General features: G+C 71.7%; 11 protein-coding genes. 8 read left to right on the top strand and 3 right to left on the bottom strand.

Features of this window, described 5'->3' with window-relative positions:
- Nucleotides 1–32: 32 nt before the first annotated feature.
- On the top strand, nt 33–680 hold the full coding sequence (locus O7603_RS30920; protein WP_281573234.1) for a DedA family protein: 648 nt from the start codon (nt 33–35) through the stop codon (nt 678–680).
- Between the two features lie 111 nt (nt 681–791).
- Here O7603_RS30920 and O7603_RS30925 read toward each other — a convergent pair whose 3' ends face one another.
- Complete coding sequence (locus O7603_RS30925; RefSeq protein ID WP_281572769.1) at nt 792–1,451, bottom strand: C39 family peptidase; 660 nt, start codon at nt 1,449–1,451, stop codon at nt 792–794.
- 812 nt (nt 1,452–2,263) lie between these two features.
- Here O7603_RS30925 and O7603_RS30930 point away from each other — a divergent pair.
- Complete coding sequence (locus tag O7603_RS30930) at nt 2,264–2,644, top strand: ArsC/Spx/MgsR family protein (protein ID WP_281573235.1); 381 nt, start codon at nt 2,264–2,266, stop codon at nt 2,642–2,644.
- A gap of 89 nt (nt 2,645–2,733) precedes the next feature.
- Nucleotides 2,734–4,404 carry a right-handed parallel beta-helix repeat-containing protein gene (locus tag O7603_RS30935; protein WP_281573236.1) on the top strand — a complete coding sequence of 557 codons (1,671 nt, stop codon included), beginning with the start codon at nt 2,734–2,736 and terminating at the stop codon, nt 4,402–4,404.
- A 21-nt stretch (nt 4,405–4,425) separates the two neighbouring features.
- On the opposite strand, the gene O7603_RS30940 is transcribed toward O7603_RS30935, so the two are convergent.
- Nucleotides 4,426–4,608 (bottom strand): hypothetical protein, encoded by a 183-nt coding sequence (locus tag O7603_RS30940; protein ID WP_281573237.1) that lies wholly within the window; start codon nt 4,606–4,608, stop codon nt 4,426–4,428.
- Between the two features lie 119 nt (nt 4,609–4,727).
- Between O7603_RS30940 and O7603_RS30945 the strand changes: the two genes are divergently transcribed.
- The 5 genes from O7603_RS30945 to pulA all read left to right on the top strand — a co-directional run bounded on the left by O7603_RS30945 (nt 4,728) and on the right by pulA (nt 13,060).
- A complete protein-coding gene (locus tag O7603_RS30945; RefSeq protein WP_281573238.1) occupies nt 4,728–5,375 on the top strand; it encodes a hypothetical protein in 648 nt (215 codons plus the stop codon).
- Nucleotides 5,376–5,412: 37 nt separating this feature from the next.
- Nucleotides 5,413–5,802 carry a hypothetical protein gene (locus O7603_RS30950; protein ID WP_281573239.1) on the top strand — a complete coding sequence of 130 codons (390 nt, stop codon included), beginning with the start codon at nt 5,413–5,415 and terminating at the stop codon, nt 5,800–5,802.
- Nucleotides 5,803–5,932: 130 nt separating this feature from the next.
- Nucleotides 5,933–6,604 carry a hypothetical protein gene (locus O7603_RS30955; protein WP_281573240.1) on the top strand — a complete coding sequence of 224 codons (672 nt, stop codon included), beginning with the start codon at nt 5,933–5,935 and terminating at the stop codon, nt 6,602–6,604.
- A 40-nt stretch (nt 6,605–6,644) separates the two neighbouring features.
- On the top strand, nt 6,645–7,337 hold the full coding sequence (locus O7603_RS30960) for a cellulose binding domain-containing protein (RefSeq protein ID WP_281573241.1): 693 nt from the start codon (nt 6,645–6,647) through the stop codon (nt 7,335–7,337).
- 224 nt (nt 7,338–7,561) lie between these two features.
- Complete coding sequence (pulA, locus tag O7603_RS30965) at nt 7,562–13,060, top strand: pullulanase-type alpha-1,6-glucosidase (protein ID WP_281573242.1); 5,499 nt, start codon at nt 7,562–7,564, stop codon at nt 13,058–13,060.
- An 82-nt stretch (nt 13,061–13,142) separates the two neighbouring features.
- Here pulA and O7603_RS30970 read toward each other — a convergent pair whose 3' ends face one another.
- Nucleotides 13,143–15,257, bottom strand: a complete 2,115-nt coding sequence (locus tag O7603_RS30970; RefSeq protein ID WP_281573243.1) for a hypothetical protein — start codon at nt 15,255–15,257, stop codon at nt 13,143–13,145.
- Nucleotides 15,258–15,610 lie beyond the last annotated feature (353 nt).

Consider the following 15,610-nt stretch of genomic DNA (forward strand, 5'->3'; position numbering starts at 1 on the left):
GGGTTCCCGAGGCCGGACCGGGGAGGGTGGGCGTGCTCGACGTACAACACTGGCTCGTGGCGCTGCCACCGCTGGCCGTCTACCTGATCGTCGCCGGGGTGATCGGGGTGGAGAGCATGGGCGTCCCGCTGCCCGGCGAGATCACCCTCGTGAGCGCGGCTCTGCTGGCCGCGACGGGGGTCGTCGAGCCGGAGTGGGTCGCCGCCGGCGCCGCGTTCGGCGCCATCGTCGGCGACTCGGTGGGCTACGCCATCGGCCGCCGGGGCGGTCGGCCGCTGCTCGTACGGCTCGGCCGGCGCTTCCCCAAGCACCTGGGGCCGGCGCAGCTCGCCCGGGCCGAGCTGAGCTTCGCCCGGCACGGAGTCTGGGCGGTCTTCTTCGGCCGGTTCGTCGCGCTGCTGCGCATCCTCGCCGGGCCGCTGGCCGGGGCCCTGCACGTGCCGTACCGCCGGTTCCTGGTCGCCAACGCGGCCGGCGGGCTCGTCTGGGCCTTCGCCACCACCTACCTGCTCTTCCACCTCGGCCGGGTGGCCGAACACTGGCTCAAGGACCTCTCCTGGGCCGGTCTCGCCCTGGCGGTGCTCGCCGGCATCGCCAGCACCTGGTGGCTGCGTCGACGAGCCCACCGGGCGCACGCGGAGCCCGCGCGCGACGAGCCGACGCCCGCCAGGACCCCCTGAGACGCTGAAGGGCCGGCCCTGGGTGGGGTCGGCCCTTGGTGGTGTGTGGATGGACGCTGAAGGGCCGGCCCCTTGTGGGGGCCGGCCCTTCGGTCCGTGTGGCTGCTCCGGTCAGCTGGTGGAGTAGCCGCGGGTGGCGATCCAGTCGGCGAGGTGGTCGACGCTGATGCGGTAGGAGGCCATGTTCGGGTCGGCGCTGTCGGCGATGGTGACGGTGTTGCCGCCGTCGCGGTAGCCGATGACGCTGATGTAGTGGCCGCCCTCGAAGGAGTGGGTGTTGCCGTCGGTGTCGGTGGTGGTGCCGGCGATGTTGGCGACCACGGCGCGGCCGTCGTCGACGGTGCGGACGATGTCGTCGCGCAGCTTGTCGGTCTGCTTGTCGTCGGCCTTGGTGCTGCTGATCTCGACGCTGTGGTAGGCGTTGTTACCGGTTTCCTTGTTCAGGACCGGGGTGATGTCGTTGATGCTGTTGGTGCCGGCTTCGGTGGTGCCCATTTCCTTGGCCATGGCGTCGACGTCGATGTTCTTGCCCTGGACGGACAGGGCGTTGCGGGTGGCGGCGGGGCCGCAGTAGTAGAAGTTCGGCTGGGCCTCGTAGCGGACGTTGAGTTCACGCTCGCCGTTGTGGTTCTTGCGGTCGGTCTGGACCTGGGCCGCGGCGGGCTTGGCGTCGGCGGCGTGGGCGGCGATGGCGGGGCCGGCGATGCCGCCGGTGGCGGCGGCGAACCCGACGGCGGTCAGGGCGGTCTTGCGGATCAGATCGGTACGCATGATGTGTGCCTCTCTGTTCGGGGGTGCCCGGCACATACCGCCGGGGGGCGGGTGTGTGCCAAAGATTGGGGGGTGGAGGTGCGCCTGGCGGCGGGGCCTGCTCGGGCGTCTCCGGGGGAGGTCAACGACCGGGGCGGCCCGGTCATTCCGGCGCGGTGGCCGGTGGCGGTCGCGGCCTTGGGGGTGGTGCCTCGGGGCTGCGGCGCCGGGGGATGTCAACGACCCGGGGCGGGCCGATCATTCCGGCCGGGGTGCTTCTCCCGGGGGCCGGCGGCCGGGGGGCCGCGCGGCATGTCATGTTCAACGTCCCGGGCCCGGGCATGATTCCGCCACCGGGGTGGCCCCGGCCACGCCACACCCGACCCCAAACCCGGACACCGCACCCACCCGGACCGGACAAACCGCCCAGCCTCCGTGGACGGCGCGGATGGACCACCCGGATCGTGGAACGTGAGGGCCCCTGGAGGGGCCGTAAGTCTCCAAGATCTGCTGTCAGTTCGGGGTTCGACACATGATCGACTCCATGAGGCCCCCAAACCCGACATTTCCGTGGACAGCGCACTATCGGCCACGCCAGCACCTCGCCGGTGATCAAGAGGTTTGCGTCGCCCGAGCCGCGCCTGCTGACGCAAACCTCTTGATCAACCAGAGAGGGTTCGCCGGCCCGGATGGTCGACTCCGGGGGTGAAGGGGCATCCAGGCCAGCTGCCAGGTCGGCGATACGGGGTCGATCACTCGGGCTTACCCCGTTGGCCGCCGGGGCCGATTGTCGACGCACGCGCCGGCTGGCGGATCCTGCCACCATGGCGGGCATGGAGATCTGGAACAACCCGGCCTGTTCGAAATGTGCCACCGCCCGGGCCACCCTCGACGAGGCCCGGGTGCCGTACCGGCTGCGGGCGTACCTGGAGGAGAGCCCCAGCGCCGCGGAGTTCACCGAGGTGCTGCGCCGGCTGGGCGCGCGACCGTGGGACATCTGCCGGACGCAGGAGCCGGTCGCGCGTGACCTGGGCCTGGCCGCCTGGCCCCGGGACGAGGCGAGCGAGCCCCGCTGGGTCGAGGCGATGGTCGCCCATCCCGAGCTGATCCAGCGTCCGATCCTGCTGCTGGACGACGGCGGCGCGCTGGTCGGCCGGACCCCGGAGGCGCTGCGCGCGGCGGTCGACCGGTCGGCGGCCGAGCGCGACCGCTGAGGCGGGGCCGGCGGCGGCCGGCGTTTCCCGGCAGGGGGAGGGGGAATGCGCTCGGCGACCTGGTTACGCGACCGCGAGAGGGGTGCCGGGTGTCGCAGTACGGCCTGCCGACCGTGGCGCAGCGACCCACGCCGGTCACCGGCGCGCCGTTGTACTGCGACGCCCGCGAGTTCGGGCTTCAAGGCGACGGGGTGACCAACGACCAGCCGGCGCTGTCGGCGTTGGTGGACCGCCTCGGTGAGGGGTACGCGGCGGACGGACGGGCCCGGGTCATCTACTGCCCACCGGGCATCTACTCGATCCGCGACGCGGGCACGATCTGGCGCAGCGGCGTGTCGTTGGTCGGAGCGGGCTCGCGGGCTACCCGGTTCCTGCTGAGCAACGAGGGCAACCGGGCGGACCCGACCCCGCTGGCGTTCTGGACGACGGTGCAGCACGGCGCGAACCGGGACCGGCACATCGCCGACTGCACCTTCGCCGACTTCGAGATCGACGGATCAGGCGTGGCGATGGCCGAGTACAGCTACCTCGCCAAGGGACTCGGCCTCCAATACGTCGTGCGGGGCGTGTTCCGCAACCTCTACATCCACCACACGGGTGCGACCGGACTGGGCTGCGACTTCCTGCAGGACAGCCTGATCGACGGGTGCGTGGTGGTCGGCTGCGGCCGACTGGACAACGGCCAGGAGATCGGCGGCGCCGGCATCGGCATCGGCATCGGCGGCTGGGGCGACGTGGAGCGGCTCACCATCGCCAACTGCACCACGGTCGGCAACGGCACCAACGGGATCTTCCTGGAGCTGCAGAAGGACTACTGGACGCCGCCGCGCGGCTACCGCATCATCGGCTGTCACAGCCAGGCCAACCGGTTCGGCATCTCGGACTGGGGTGCCGACGGGCTGATCGTGTCGGCCTGCACCCTCACCGGCAACCTGGAGGCCGGCTTCGACGTCTCCGCGAACGGCACCGCCGGCATCGCCGGCCGGGGTGGCCTGCTGACCGACTGCGTCATCGACCGCAACGTCGGCGACGGGGTCAGCGTCGGCAACACACCCGGCCCCTACACCGTCCGGGGCAACCGGATCAGCGGCAACGGCGGGCACGGCTACCACGAGCACGACCTCGGCAGGGGATTTCGGGGCGTCACCTCGGATGTGGTCATCGACAGCAACGAGCTCTGGGGCAACGGGCTCGACGGGATCCGGATCGACCGGCCGATGGCCGACGCCACCGTGGTGAACAACCGCATCCGGAACAACGGGGGGCGATGCGCACCGGCGGGGACCGGCCGCGGCGACTCCGTGCGGTACGGCCCCCGGGCGCTGACGGACCGGGCGGCCCACTGGCCAGTCGACGGGCACCGCGGCAAGGTCGTGCGGGTCGGGTCGCGGACGGCGGTGGTCGCCAGCAACACCGACACCGAACTGGACCTCGCCGCGATCCGGCCGGACTCCTACATCGCGTGGAACGAGGACACTCCCGCCCCTGGTACGCCGTACCAGCTGCCGGAGCCGCCGCCGATCCGCGCCGGCATCACGATCAACGCCGCGTTCGACTCGGCCAGCGTGCGCGGCAACCGGATCTGGGACCACCGCGACGAGCAGACCCAGACCTACGGGCTGTGGATCACCCCGCAGGGCAGCTGCGTGGCCTGCCGGATCCAGGACAACGACTTCGCCGGCAACGCCGCGGGACCGGTCCGGCTGGACACCCCGTTGGTCGGCGGGCGGTGGGACCGCAACCACCACGACGAGGACTGACGCCGGCGGCGGGCGCGCCGCTCAGCCGGCGTCGTCGGCGTGCGTCGTCGCCTCCGCGTGCCGCGTCCGCAGCCGCGCGCGGATCTCCTCCGGCGTGTACGCCCGACGCCGCCGTTCGGCGCGGGCGATCACCACCCCGGTCGCCGCCACGCCGGCCAGGCCCGCCAGCCCGAGCACCTTCCACCACCGAATCGGTCGCCGCATCGGCCCAGCGTAGATGGCCGGTCACCGGGAGCCGGGCGCGACACTCGCCGGGCGTGCTCCGGTGCGCCACGAGCGTCCGACATGTCGCGCGACGTCCGGTCGATCTATGGTGGACGTCTATGAGCATCAGCCTGGACGAGGCCGTCGAGCTGACCCGTACCGGGGACCTCTGGGTGTTCCGCGGGCGCAGCGTGCCGGACCGCGCCATCCAGCTCACCACCAACAGCCCGGTCAACCACGTCGGCATGGCCCTGGTGCTCGACGACATGCCGCCGCTGATGTGGCACGCCGAGCTGGGCCGGTCCCTGCCCGACCTGTGGACCGGCACCCACCAGCGCGGCGTACAGCTGCACAACCTGCGCGACGCGGTCTGCGTCTGGGCCAACCGCTACGGACAACGGGCCTGGCTGCGACAGCTCGATCCGCCGGCGGACGCCGAGATGGAGAAGGCCGTGCTGCGCACCGTCGCCCGGCTGGACGGCACGCCGTTCCCGTCCACCGCCCAGCTCGCCTGGCGCTGGCTGCGCGGACGCACGCCGCGGCTGCCCCGCGCGGGCCGGCCCGAGACGGCGACGCCCGACCCGGGCCTGGAGACGGCGTACTGCGCCGAGGTCGTCGCCGTGACGTACGAGGCGATGGGGCTGCTCCCGGCCGGCCGGCGTCCGAACTGGTACGACCCGGGCCGGTTCTGGAGCGGGGACGACCTGGGCCTGGCCACCGGCGCCCGGCTCGGCGCCGAGATCGAGGTGCGCATTCCGTCGCGTTGAGGTTTGGCCAGCTCACCGACCGGCAATGTCCTCCGCCGTGAGAGCCTCCGCCGATCTCGACACGCTGACCGACTTCTTCGACCGGTACGGTGCGGCGCTGACGTGCGGCGACCTGCCCGTCCTCACCGGCTGCTACGCCCTGCCCGGGCTGGTGGTCGCCGACACCTACAGCTTCTCGTTCACCTCGGTCACCGCGGTGGCGCTCTCCTTCGTCGGCGCCGCGCCCGACTACCAGGACCGCGAACTGGTTGCCGCGCACGCGCTGATCGAGGACGTGCAGCCGGTCTCCGCGCTGCTCACGATGGTCGCGGTGGAGTGGGAGTTCCTGGACAGCCAGGGCCAGCGGGTGCCGGGTGAGCGCTACCGCTACCTGCTGCGGACCGGCGACAGCGGTCCGGTCATCTGCACCGTCGTCCGCACCGGCTGACCGGAGCGCCGGTCCGCGGCCAGCCGTTTTCCGTGCGGCACCGGTCGGTCGGTCCGTTCCGGGTCGCCACCGTTCCTGTGCTGGCCGGCGCTGACTAGGCTTTCGGATCGGCTCGGACGAGAGGGATTTCATGTCTGTGCGGCCTGCCGGGCCACCGGAACGGGCGACCGCGCCGAGGGTGTTGGCGTCGGTGCCGTGGATCCTCGTCCTGCTCGGCGTGGTGACACTGGTGACCATCCTGCTCGTCGCGTCGCTGTCCTTCCGGGGCCGCGAGCCGGAGCCCGTCGCCGCCTCGGTGCCGCCGCTCGTCCTGCCCACCCCGCCGGCCGCGTCCCCGTCGTCCAGCCCGTCGACGAGCCGGCCGGCCGCCGAGGCGCGTCCGTCCCGGACAGCGACGCGGACCTCGCCCAGCGCCCGGGCCTCGTCCCGCGCTCCGGCGACACAGCGGTCGTCGCCGCAGGCGGCATTGCTCGACGGTGGTGCGGTCAGCGTCACCTACCGGGTGCGGGACGCGGACCGCGACGACGTCGAGGCAGAGTTGCTGGTCGAGAACGACACCGGCCGCGCCGAGGAGTGGACGGTGACGCTGGAGTTCAGCGGCGGAGTCCGACGCGTCAAGGTGGTCAGCGGCGGTAGCGGAGTCTCGCTGACCAGCCGCGGCGACGGCCGGTACGTGCTGGCCGGCACGAGTCCGCTCGCCTCGGGCGCGAGTGTGGAGCTGGGCCTGTACTTCAGCCGCCACGACCGTGACGACACCCTCGCGCGGTGCGCGGTGAACGGCAACGACTGCATCGTCGACTGACCCGTTACGCTCCACCGGGCGCCGCGCGAGGAGGGGGCACATGTCCGGGACGGGTAGCACGGAGCGACCGCCGCACAGTCGGGCCATCACGTCGTCACCCTGGATCGTCGTGTTCGCCGGCGCGCTCGTGATGGTCGTCCTGATGGTCGTCGCGCTGAGCACGTACCGGGGCCGTACCCCGGCGGCGGACGTGCAGACCGGCCCGCAGCCGCTCCTGCCGCTTCTCCCGCCGTCGGCGACCGCGACCCCGACCGGCGCGGCCGCCACGAGCCCGACCCCGACGGCCCGGCCGACCACCCCGGGCCGCCCGACGCGTTCGGCCGGAGCGCCCGCCAGCAACCGGGCCTCGACTCCGTCGCCGACCGGCGTCGCACCGGCGACCCCGAGCCTGCTGGTGTCGGCCCCGCCGCCGGGGCAGTCGGGGATGACCGGGCGGTACGACGTGGAGCAGAAGTTCTCCGGCGGCTTCATCGGCGAGGTGAAGATCACCAACACCGCCAAGACCAGGCAGGGCTGGACGGTGCGGCTGGCCTTCTCCGGTGGGCGGCTGGTCACCGCGTGGGTGCTGGGGCCGCAGGGGACGCTGCGCGAGACCGACGACGGCGGCTACACCTACACCAGCGGCGCGGACCTGGCGGCCGGCGCGTCGGTGCGGTTGCAGTTCCATGTGGAGCGGGCGAGCACCAGCCCGGTCGACTGCACCGTCAACGGCACCGGCTGCACCGGGCTCTGATCCACCGTCCTGGCTGCGCACTCCGGCGGGCCGTCGCTGGGCACGGTCCTCCGTCCGGGGGCTTCCACGTCGGTAACCGGCACGGTCCACGGTCCGACGTGCCCGCCGAAGGGCGCTTCTTACGCAAGCGCGCTGCCGTGTTGCGGCGGTGTTTGCAAGGTATTGCAGAATGTTTCGGCAACAGCTAGCGTGCGGGCCAATCAGCGACCAGAGGAAGGCCGTCGATGAATCCCCCGCCGATGCCGCGCAAGCTCCTGCTCGCCCTCGTCTGCCTGCTCGCCGTCGCCCTCGTCGGCACCCCGGTCGCCGTCCGCCAACTCGGCGCGGGAGACACCGAGGGCTCGACCGGCGCCACGGTCACCGCCGCCGGAGCCGCGCAGTGGCGGACCGAGCCCTCCACCGAGGCCCTCCTCGCCGCCGGCGACGACGAGGGCCGGGCGGAGCAGTTCTACTTCGTCCTGCCGGACCGGTTCGCGAACGGCGACCCGCGCAACGACCGCGGCGGGCTCTCCGGTGACCGGCTGCGCACCGGGCTCGACCCGAAGGACAAGGGCTTCTACCACGGCGGCGACCTCAAGGGCCTGATGGACCGGCTCGACTACGTCCAGGGGCTGGGCACCACGGCCATCTGGCTCGCCCCGGTGTTCAAGAACCGCCCCGTGCAGGGTCAGGGCGACGACGTCTCCGCCGGCTACCACGGCTACTGGATCACCGACTTCACACAGGTCGACCCGCACTTCGGCACGAACGACGACCTGAAGAAGCTGGTCGGGCTCGCCCACAAGCGGGGCATCAAGGTCTACCTCGACGTCATCGTCAACCACACCGCCGACGTGATCACGTACGCCGAGGACCGGTACTCCTACGTGGACAAGGCGACGTCGCCGTACCGGGACGCGCAGGGACGACCCTTCGAGGACCGCAACTACGCCGACGGCACCCGGGGGTTTCCCGCGGTGAACACGAAGTCCTTCCCGTACACGCCGACCTTCGCGAACCCGGCGGACGCCACCGTCAAGGTCCCCTCGTGGCTGAACGATCCCACCATGTACCACAACCGCGGCGACTCGACCTTCGCCGGCGAGAACAGCGAGTACGGCGACTTCTCCCGCCTCGACGACCTCTGGACGGAGCGTCCGGAGGTCGTACGCGGCATGACGAAGATCTACGCCGACTGGGTGGAGTCCACCGGCGTCGACGGCTTCCGGCTGGACACCGTGAAGCACGCCAACCTCGACTTCTGGCCGCAGTTCAGCCAGGGCATCGAGCGGGCCGCCGGGCGCTCCGGCAAGAAGGACTTCTTCATGTTCGGCGAGGTCTACAGCGCCGACCCGGAGATCACCTCCACGTACGTGCGGCAGGGCGGGCTTCCGGCCACCATCGACTTCGCCTTCCAGGAGGCGGCGCGCGGCTACACGGCTGGCGCCGGCTCCGCGAAGGCGCTGGCCGACGTGTACGCCCGCGACGACCTCTACGCGGCCCGGGACACCGACGCGAACCGGCTCACCACCTTCCTCGGCAACCACGACATGGGCCGGATCGGCTCCTTCATCGCCGGTGGCGGCACCGACCCGGCCAGCCACCTCCGCCGCGACCAGCTCGCACACCAGCTGATGTTCCTCACCCGCGGCCAGCCGGTCGTCTACTCCGGCGACGAGCAGGGCTTCACCGGCGCGGGCGGGGACAAGGACGCCCGGCAGGACATGTTCGCCTCGCGGGTGCCCGACTACCTCGACGACGACCTGCTCGGCACCGACCGGACCCACGCCGCGGACCAGTTCGACCGTGCGCACCCCCTCTACCGCGCCATCGCCGAGCTGGGCGCGCTGCGTCAGGCGCACCCGGCGCTGCGCGACGGCGTGCAGGTCACCCGGCACGCCGCCGAGGGCCCGGGCGTGTTCGCCTTCTCCCGGGTCGCCCCGAGCGAGCGGACCGAGTACGTGGTCGCGGTGAACAACGCCGACACCCCGCAGACTGTCACCGTGGACACGTGGTCGGCCGGCGCCACCTTCACCGGCATCTACGGCGCCACGGGCACGGCGGCGGCCGGGGCCGACGGCAAGCTGACCCTGACCGTGCCGCCGCTCGCCGCGGTGGTGCACCGCGCCGGCACGTCGATCCCGAAGCCGAACGCCGCCCCGTCGATCCGCCTCACCGCGCCGGCGCCGGACGCCCCGGTGGTCACCCGGGCCGCGGTCACCGCCCAGGTCACCGGCGACCCGCTGGCCACCGTCACGGTCGCCGCCCGGGTCGGCGGCGGGGCGTGGACGCTGCTCGGCAGCGCGCACCACGCGCCGTACACGGTGCACCACGACCTGACCGGGCTGGCCGGCGGCACGAGAATCGAGTACAAGGCGGTGGTCCGCGACGGCCGCGGGCGGACCGCCACCGCCCGGTCGACCGCCACGGTGGGCACCCCGGCCCAGGGTGGGTCGCGGGACTGGGCGGTGGTGCACTACCAGCGCCCGTCCGGCGGGTACGACGACTGGCGCCTGTTCGCGTGGGGCGACATCGATCCGGCGTACGTCACCGAGTGGCCGAACGCTCAGCCGTTCGCCGGTGTCGACTCCTACGGGCGGTTCGCCTGGGTGAAGCTCAAGCCAGGTGCGAAGTCGGTGGGTTTCCTCGTGGTCGACAAGGACGGGAACAAGGACGTCGGCCAGGACCGGACCATCGACGTGACCCAGACCGGCGAGATCTGGGTCAAGCAGGGCGATCCGGCGATCTACCCGACCCGGCAGGCCGCCACGGGTGAGCCCGACCCGCCGGTGGAGGAGGGCACGGCCGTCATCCACTACCGGCGGGCCGACGGCAACTACGACGGATGGGGCCTGCACCTGTGGGACGGCGCGGCCAACCCGACCCAGTGGTCCGACCCGCTGGCGCCGGCCAGCATCGACGCGTTCGGCGCGGTCTTCCGGGTGCCGCTGGCGGCCGGCGCGACTGGGCTGAGCTACATCGTCCACCGGGGGGATGAGAAGGACCTGCCGACGGACCAGCGCCTCGACTTCGCCGCCGCCGGGCGTGAGGTCTGGCTGCTCGCGGCCACCCCGGGCCGGCTGCTCCCGCCGACCGCCACCGGCACCGGCAAGGACCTGGACATCGCCAAGCAGAAGGCGCACTGGCTCGACCGGTCCACCGTCGCCTGGCAGACCGGGCCCACCGACGGCCGGCGGTACGCCCTGGTGGCCGCCCCGGCCGGCGGCGTGACCGTGATCGACGGCGAACTGTCCGGCACGTACACCACGCTGCCGCTCAGCGCGCAGCGCAACGGGCTGACCGAGGCCCAGCGCGCGGCCTTCCCGCACCTGTGGGCGCACCGCTCCTTCACCCTCGACCAGGGTGACCTCGCCAAGGTGCCGGCCGCGCTGCGCGGGCAACTGCTGGTGACCGAGCGGGACGCCGAGGGCGGGCTGCTCGCCGCCACCGGCGTGCAGATCCCCGGGGTGCTCGACGACGTCTACGCCCGGGCCACCGAGGCGCGCCTCGGGCCGACCTTCGCCGGCCGGGTGCCCACGCTGTCGGTCTGGGCGCCCACCGCGCGGGCCGTCTCGCTCCAGCTCTTCGACTCGCCCACGGCCGAGCCCCGGACGGTGGCGATGCGCCGGGACGACCGCACCGGCGTCTGGTCGGTGCGGGGCAGCCGGGACTGGACCGGCCGGTTCTACCGTTACCAGGTCCAGGCCTGGCAGCCGGCGGCCCAGAAGGTGGTCACCGCGTCGGTGACCGACCCCTACTCGGTGGCGCTCGCCCCGGACTCCACCCACAGCCAGCTCGTCGACCTCACCGACCCGGCGCTCGCCCCGCCGGGGTGGTCGGCGCTGCGCAAGCCGGCGGCCGTGCCGTCGAGCCGGGCGCAGATCTCCGAGCTGTCGGTGCGGGACTTCTCGATCGCCGACGTGTCCGTGCCGGCCGAGCGGCGCGGGACCTACCTCGCCTTCACCGACCCGTCCACAGCGGGGATGACGCACCTCAAGGCACTCGGCGACGCCGGGGTGACCCACCTGCACCTGCTACCCGCCTTCGACTTCGCCACCATCCCCGAACGCCGGGCCGACCAGCGGCAGCCCGCCTGCGACCTGGCGGCGCTGCCACCGGACTCGGAGGAGCAGCAGAGGTGCGTCGCGGCGGTGGACGAGACCGACGGCTACAACTGGGGGTACGACCCGCTGCACTACACGGTGCCGGAGGGCGGCTACGCCGTCGACCCGGCCGGCGCGAAGCGGACCACCGAGTTCCGCCGGATGGTCGCCGGGGTCAACGGCGCCGGCCTGCGGGTCGTCATGGACGTGGTCTACAACCACACCTCGGCCGCCGGCACCGACCCGAAGTCGGTCCTCGACCAGATCGTGCCCGGCTACTACCACCGCCTCCTGGACGACGGCGCGGTGGCGAACTCCACCTGCTGCGCCAACACCGCGCCGGAACACGCGATGATGGGCAAGCTGGTGGTCGACTCGCTGGTCACCTGGGCGAAGGCGTACAAGGTCGACGGCTTTCGGTTCGACCTGATGGGCCACCACCCGAAGGCCAACGTCCTGGCCGTCCGCAAGGCCCTCGACGAGCTGACCGTCGCCCGCGACGGCGTGGACGGCAGGTCGATCCTGCTCTACGGCGAGGGCTGGAACTTCGGCGAGGTCGCCGACGGCGCCCGGTTCGTCCAGGCCACCCAGGCGAACATGGCCGGCACCGGAATCGGCACCTTCAACGACCGGCTCCGGGACGCGGTGCGCGGCGGTGGTCCGTTCGACGCCAACCCGCGGAGCCAGGGCTTCGCGTCCGGGCTCTTTACCGACCCGAACGGCGACCCGGTCAACGGCAGCGCCGCCGCGCAGCGCGCCCGACTGCTGCACCAGCACGATCTGGTGAAGGTGGGCCTGACCGGCAACCTGCGGGACTACCGGTTCACCAACTCGGCCGGTGACGAGGTCACCGGGGCGCAGGTGGACTACAACGGCTCGCCGGCCGGCTACACGGCGGCGCCCGGGGAGGCGGTCACCTACGTCGACGCGCACGACAACGAGATCCTGTACGACGCGCTGGCGTACAAGCTGCCGCAGGACACCTCGGCGGCGGACCGGTCCCGGATGCAGGTGCTCGCCCTGAGCACGGTGGTGCTGGGGCAGGGCACCGGGTTCGTGACCGCCGGCACCGAGCGGCTGCGCTCGAAGTCCCTGGACCGCAACTCGTACAACTCGGGGGACTGGTTCAACCAGATCCGCTGGGACTGCGCGCAGGGCAACGGGTTCGGGGCCGGCCTGCCGCCGGCGGCGGACAACGAGGACAAGTGGTCGTACGCGCGGCCGCTGCTCGCCGATCCGGCGCTGGTGCCGGACTGCGCGGCGATCGACACGACCGACGCGCGGTACGCCGAGCTGCTGAGGATCCGGGCCTCGTCGCCGGTCTTCGGGCTGACCACGGCCGACCAGGTGCAGCGGCGGGTGGCGTTCCCGCTGTCCTGGGAGGCGGAGACGCCAGGCGTGCTCACCATGACGCTGGACGGTCGCGGCCTGGACCGGCGGTGGAAGTCCGTCACGGTGGTCTTCAACGGCACCCCGGATTCCGCGACCCAGCGGCTGCCCGGCCTGCGGGGCGCGGACGTGTCACCGCACCCGGTGCTGAAGACCTCCGCCGACCCGGTGCTGCGGACCGCCTCGTTCGACCGGGCGAGCGGCACGTTCACCGTGCCCCCTCGCAGCGTGGCGGTCTTCGTCCAGAGTTAGTTCACAGGGTGCGGCCCCCTGCCACCTCCGGTGGCAGGGGGCCGACCTTCCGTCTGGCTGTACCCCTGAGCGTTTGTGGTGCTCAGTTGAAGCAGTCGTCGACGGTCTTGGCGCAGTTGGTGGGGTCGTTGTCGGTGATGGTGGAGTCGTCGTCGAGCTTGACCTTGCCATCGTTGTTGAAGACGCCACCGGCGATCTTGTTGTGCTTGTCGCCGTTGTCGGCCTTGTTCTTCGTGACCTTGGTGTCGGTCAGGGTGACCTTGCCCTTGTTGTTGTAGATGCCGCCGCCGTTCTTGCCGGCGAAGTTCTCCTTGACCTTGCTGTCGCGCAGGACCAGGGAGGCCTCGAAGTCGTCGCGGTCCTTGTTGTCCTTGGACCAGTTGCTCGAGGCGGGCGAGCCGTTGTGCTCTTCGATGGGTTCGCCGTTGAAGATGCCGCCACCGAAGCGGTTGGCGCTGTTCTCGAGGATTTCGCTGTCGGTGATGGTGGCCGTGCCGCGCTTCTCCTCGTCCTTGCCCTTGTAGGAGTGGTTCTTGTCGTCGCTGTTGACGTTGTAGATACCACCGCCGTCCTTGTGGGCCTTGTTCTTCTCGACGGTGCTGTTCTTGACCGTCAGGACGGTGTCGACGGCGTAGATGCCGCCGCCGTTCTCGCCGGCGACGTTGTTCTTGACGAAGCTCCAGCTGACCTCGACGAAGCCGTCGGTGCTGGACAGGCCGCCGCCGTTCTTCTTGGCGGTGTTGCCCTCGATGAGGGTCTTCTCGATCTCGACGGTGCCGGCCTTGTCGTCGTCCTTGCGGTCGTCGTCCTTGCGGTCGTCGTCCTTGCGGTCGTGGCCGTTGTAGCTCGACTCGTACTTCTTCTTCTTGTCCTTGTCGCTGTGGCCGTTGGCCACGCCGCCGCCGTTCTTGCCGGCGGTGTTGTTGGTGATGCGGGACTCGCCGCCCTTGCCGTCGTGGGAGCCGGACACCTTGAGGACACCGGCGTTGAAGATGGCACCGCCGTCTTCGTCGGCGTGGTTGTTGTCGAAGGTGCTGCTCTCGACGTCGAGCCGGCCGAAGTTGGCGACCGCGCCGCCGTTGTTCTCGGCGCTGTTGAGGAAGAACTTGGTGTTCACGAGGTGGGCCTCGCCGCCCCGCTCGACCAGCAGACCACCGCCGTCGCCCTCGTGCTCCTTGTCGTCCTTGTCGTCCCAGTCCTTGCCGTCCTTGCCGTTCCAGTCCTTGGACTCCTCGCCGTGCGAGCCGTTCTCGGCTGGGGCGAGCACGGGCATCGCCGCCGCCAGCGCGGCAGCGACCTGCGCGGCGGTCGCGGGCTGGGCCACCTTCGCGGCAGCCGCCGGCTTCGCGGCGGTCGCCGGCTGGGCCACCTTCGCGGCGGTCGCCGGCTTCGCGGCAGCCGCCGGCTGGGCCGGGACGGGCGCCGGAGCCGCGGCCGGCTTCGCCGGGACGGGCGCCGGAGCCGGAGCGCCACCGCCGTGCCCGGACTGGTTGCCGTTCGGCTCGTACTTGCCGTTCTCGTGGCCCTTGTCGTTCTCGTGGCCCTTGTCGTTCCCGTGGTCCTTGCGCTTGTCGTCGTCGGAGGCCGCGCCGTTCTTGACCTCCACGTCCTTCAGGGTCAGGTCACCACCGTCAGCGACCCGGAAGATCCGGAAGCCGTCCTTCGACTCACGCTTGATCGTCGCGCCGTTGCCCTCGATCTTGATCTCCTGCTTGATCGTGGGCAGACCCGCCTCGTCCTTCTTGTCGAACTCGTCGAGTTCGTAGGTGCAGTCCCGGGCCAGCTTCAGCGTGCCACCGTCGTCCCGGTTGGCGAGGTCGAGGGCCTCGATCAACTCATCGTCGTCGCAGTCCACCTCCCGCACCTTGTCGTCCTTGTCGTCCCGGTCCTTGTCGTCCCGGCCCTTGTCGTCCCGGCCCTTGTCGTCCCGGTTCTTGTCGTCGTGGTTCTTGTCGTCCTTGGCCTTGTCGTCGTTGGCCTTGTCCTTGCCGTCGTCGCTGACCAGCTGGGAGGTCGACCACTTGACGTCGGTGACCCGGTGCGCGCCGGTCACGCCCGTGGTGGCGTACGCGACGCCCGCCAGGCTGACCGCCCCCGCGAGGCTGGCGGCGCCGGTGACGAGCCAGAGCCGGCGACGGCGGAACGGGGAGTTCTTGTCGCGGGCCAGGTCATCGTTCTTGCGAAGGTTTTTGGACATCGGAGTTCTCTGCCCTCTCCTTGTACCGACAAGGTCGCTTCGCCGTGGCGAGGCGGCCTTCGCTACAAATCGGTTGTAGCTGCTGAACAACACCGTATGAGAAGGATCCTCACTATGCGGGTGTATCCGAAGAAACTCCACATTCGGTGTGAGGGGGTGTGGAGAGCGGGAGGCCGGACGGCCCGGGCGGGCTCGGCATGACCGGCACGGGAGCGTGGCCGGTGGCGGAAAGCCGACGGCAGCCGCCAGGACGTGGCCGGCGGGGGAAAGCTCGCGGGCGGAGCCGAGGACGTGGCCGATGGCGGGAAGCTCGCGAGCGTGGCCGCCGCGGGTCAAGGGTGATGGTCGGGCAC

It is taken from the genome of Micromonospora sp. WMMD812, from assembly GCF_027497215.1.
Lineage (GTDB): Bacteria > Actinomycetota > Actinomycetes > Mycobacteriales > Micromonosporaceae > Micromonospora.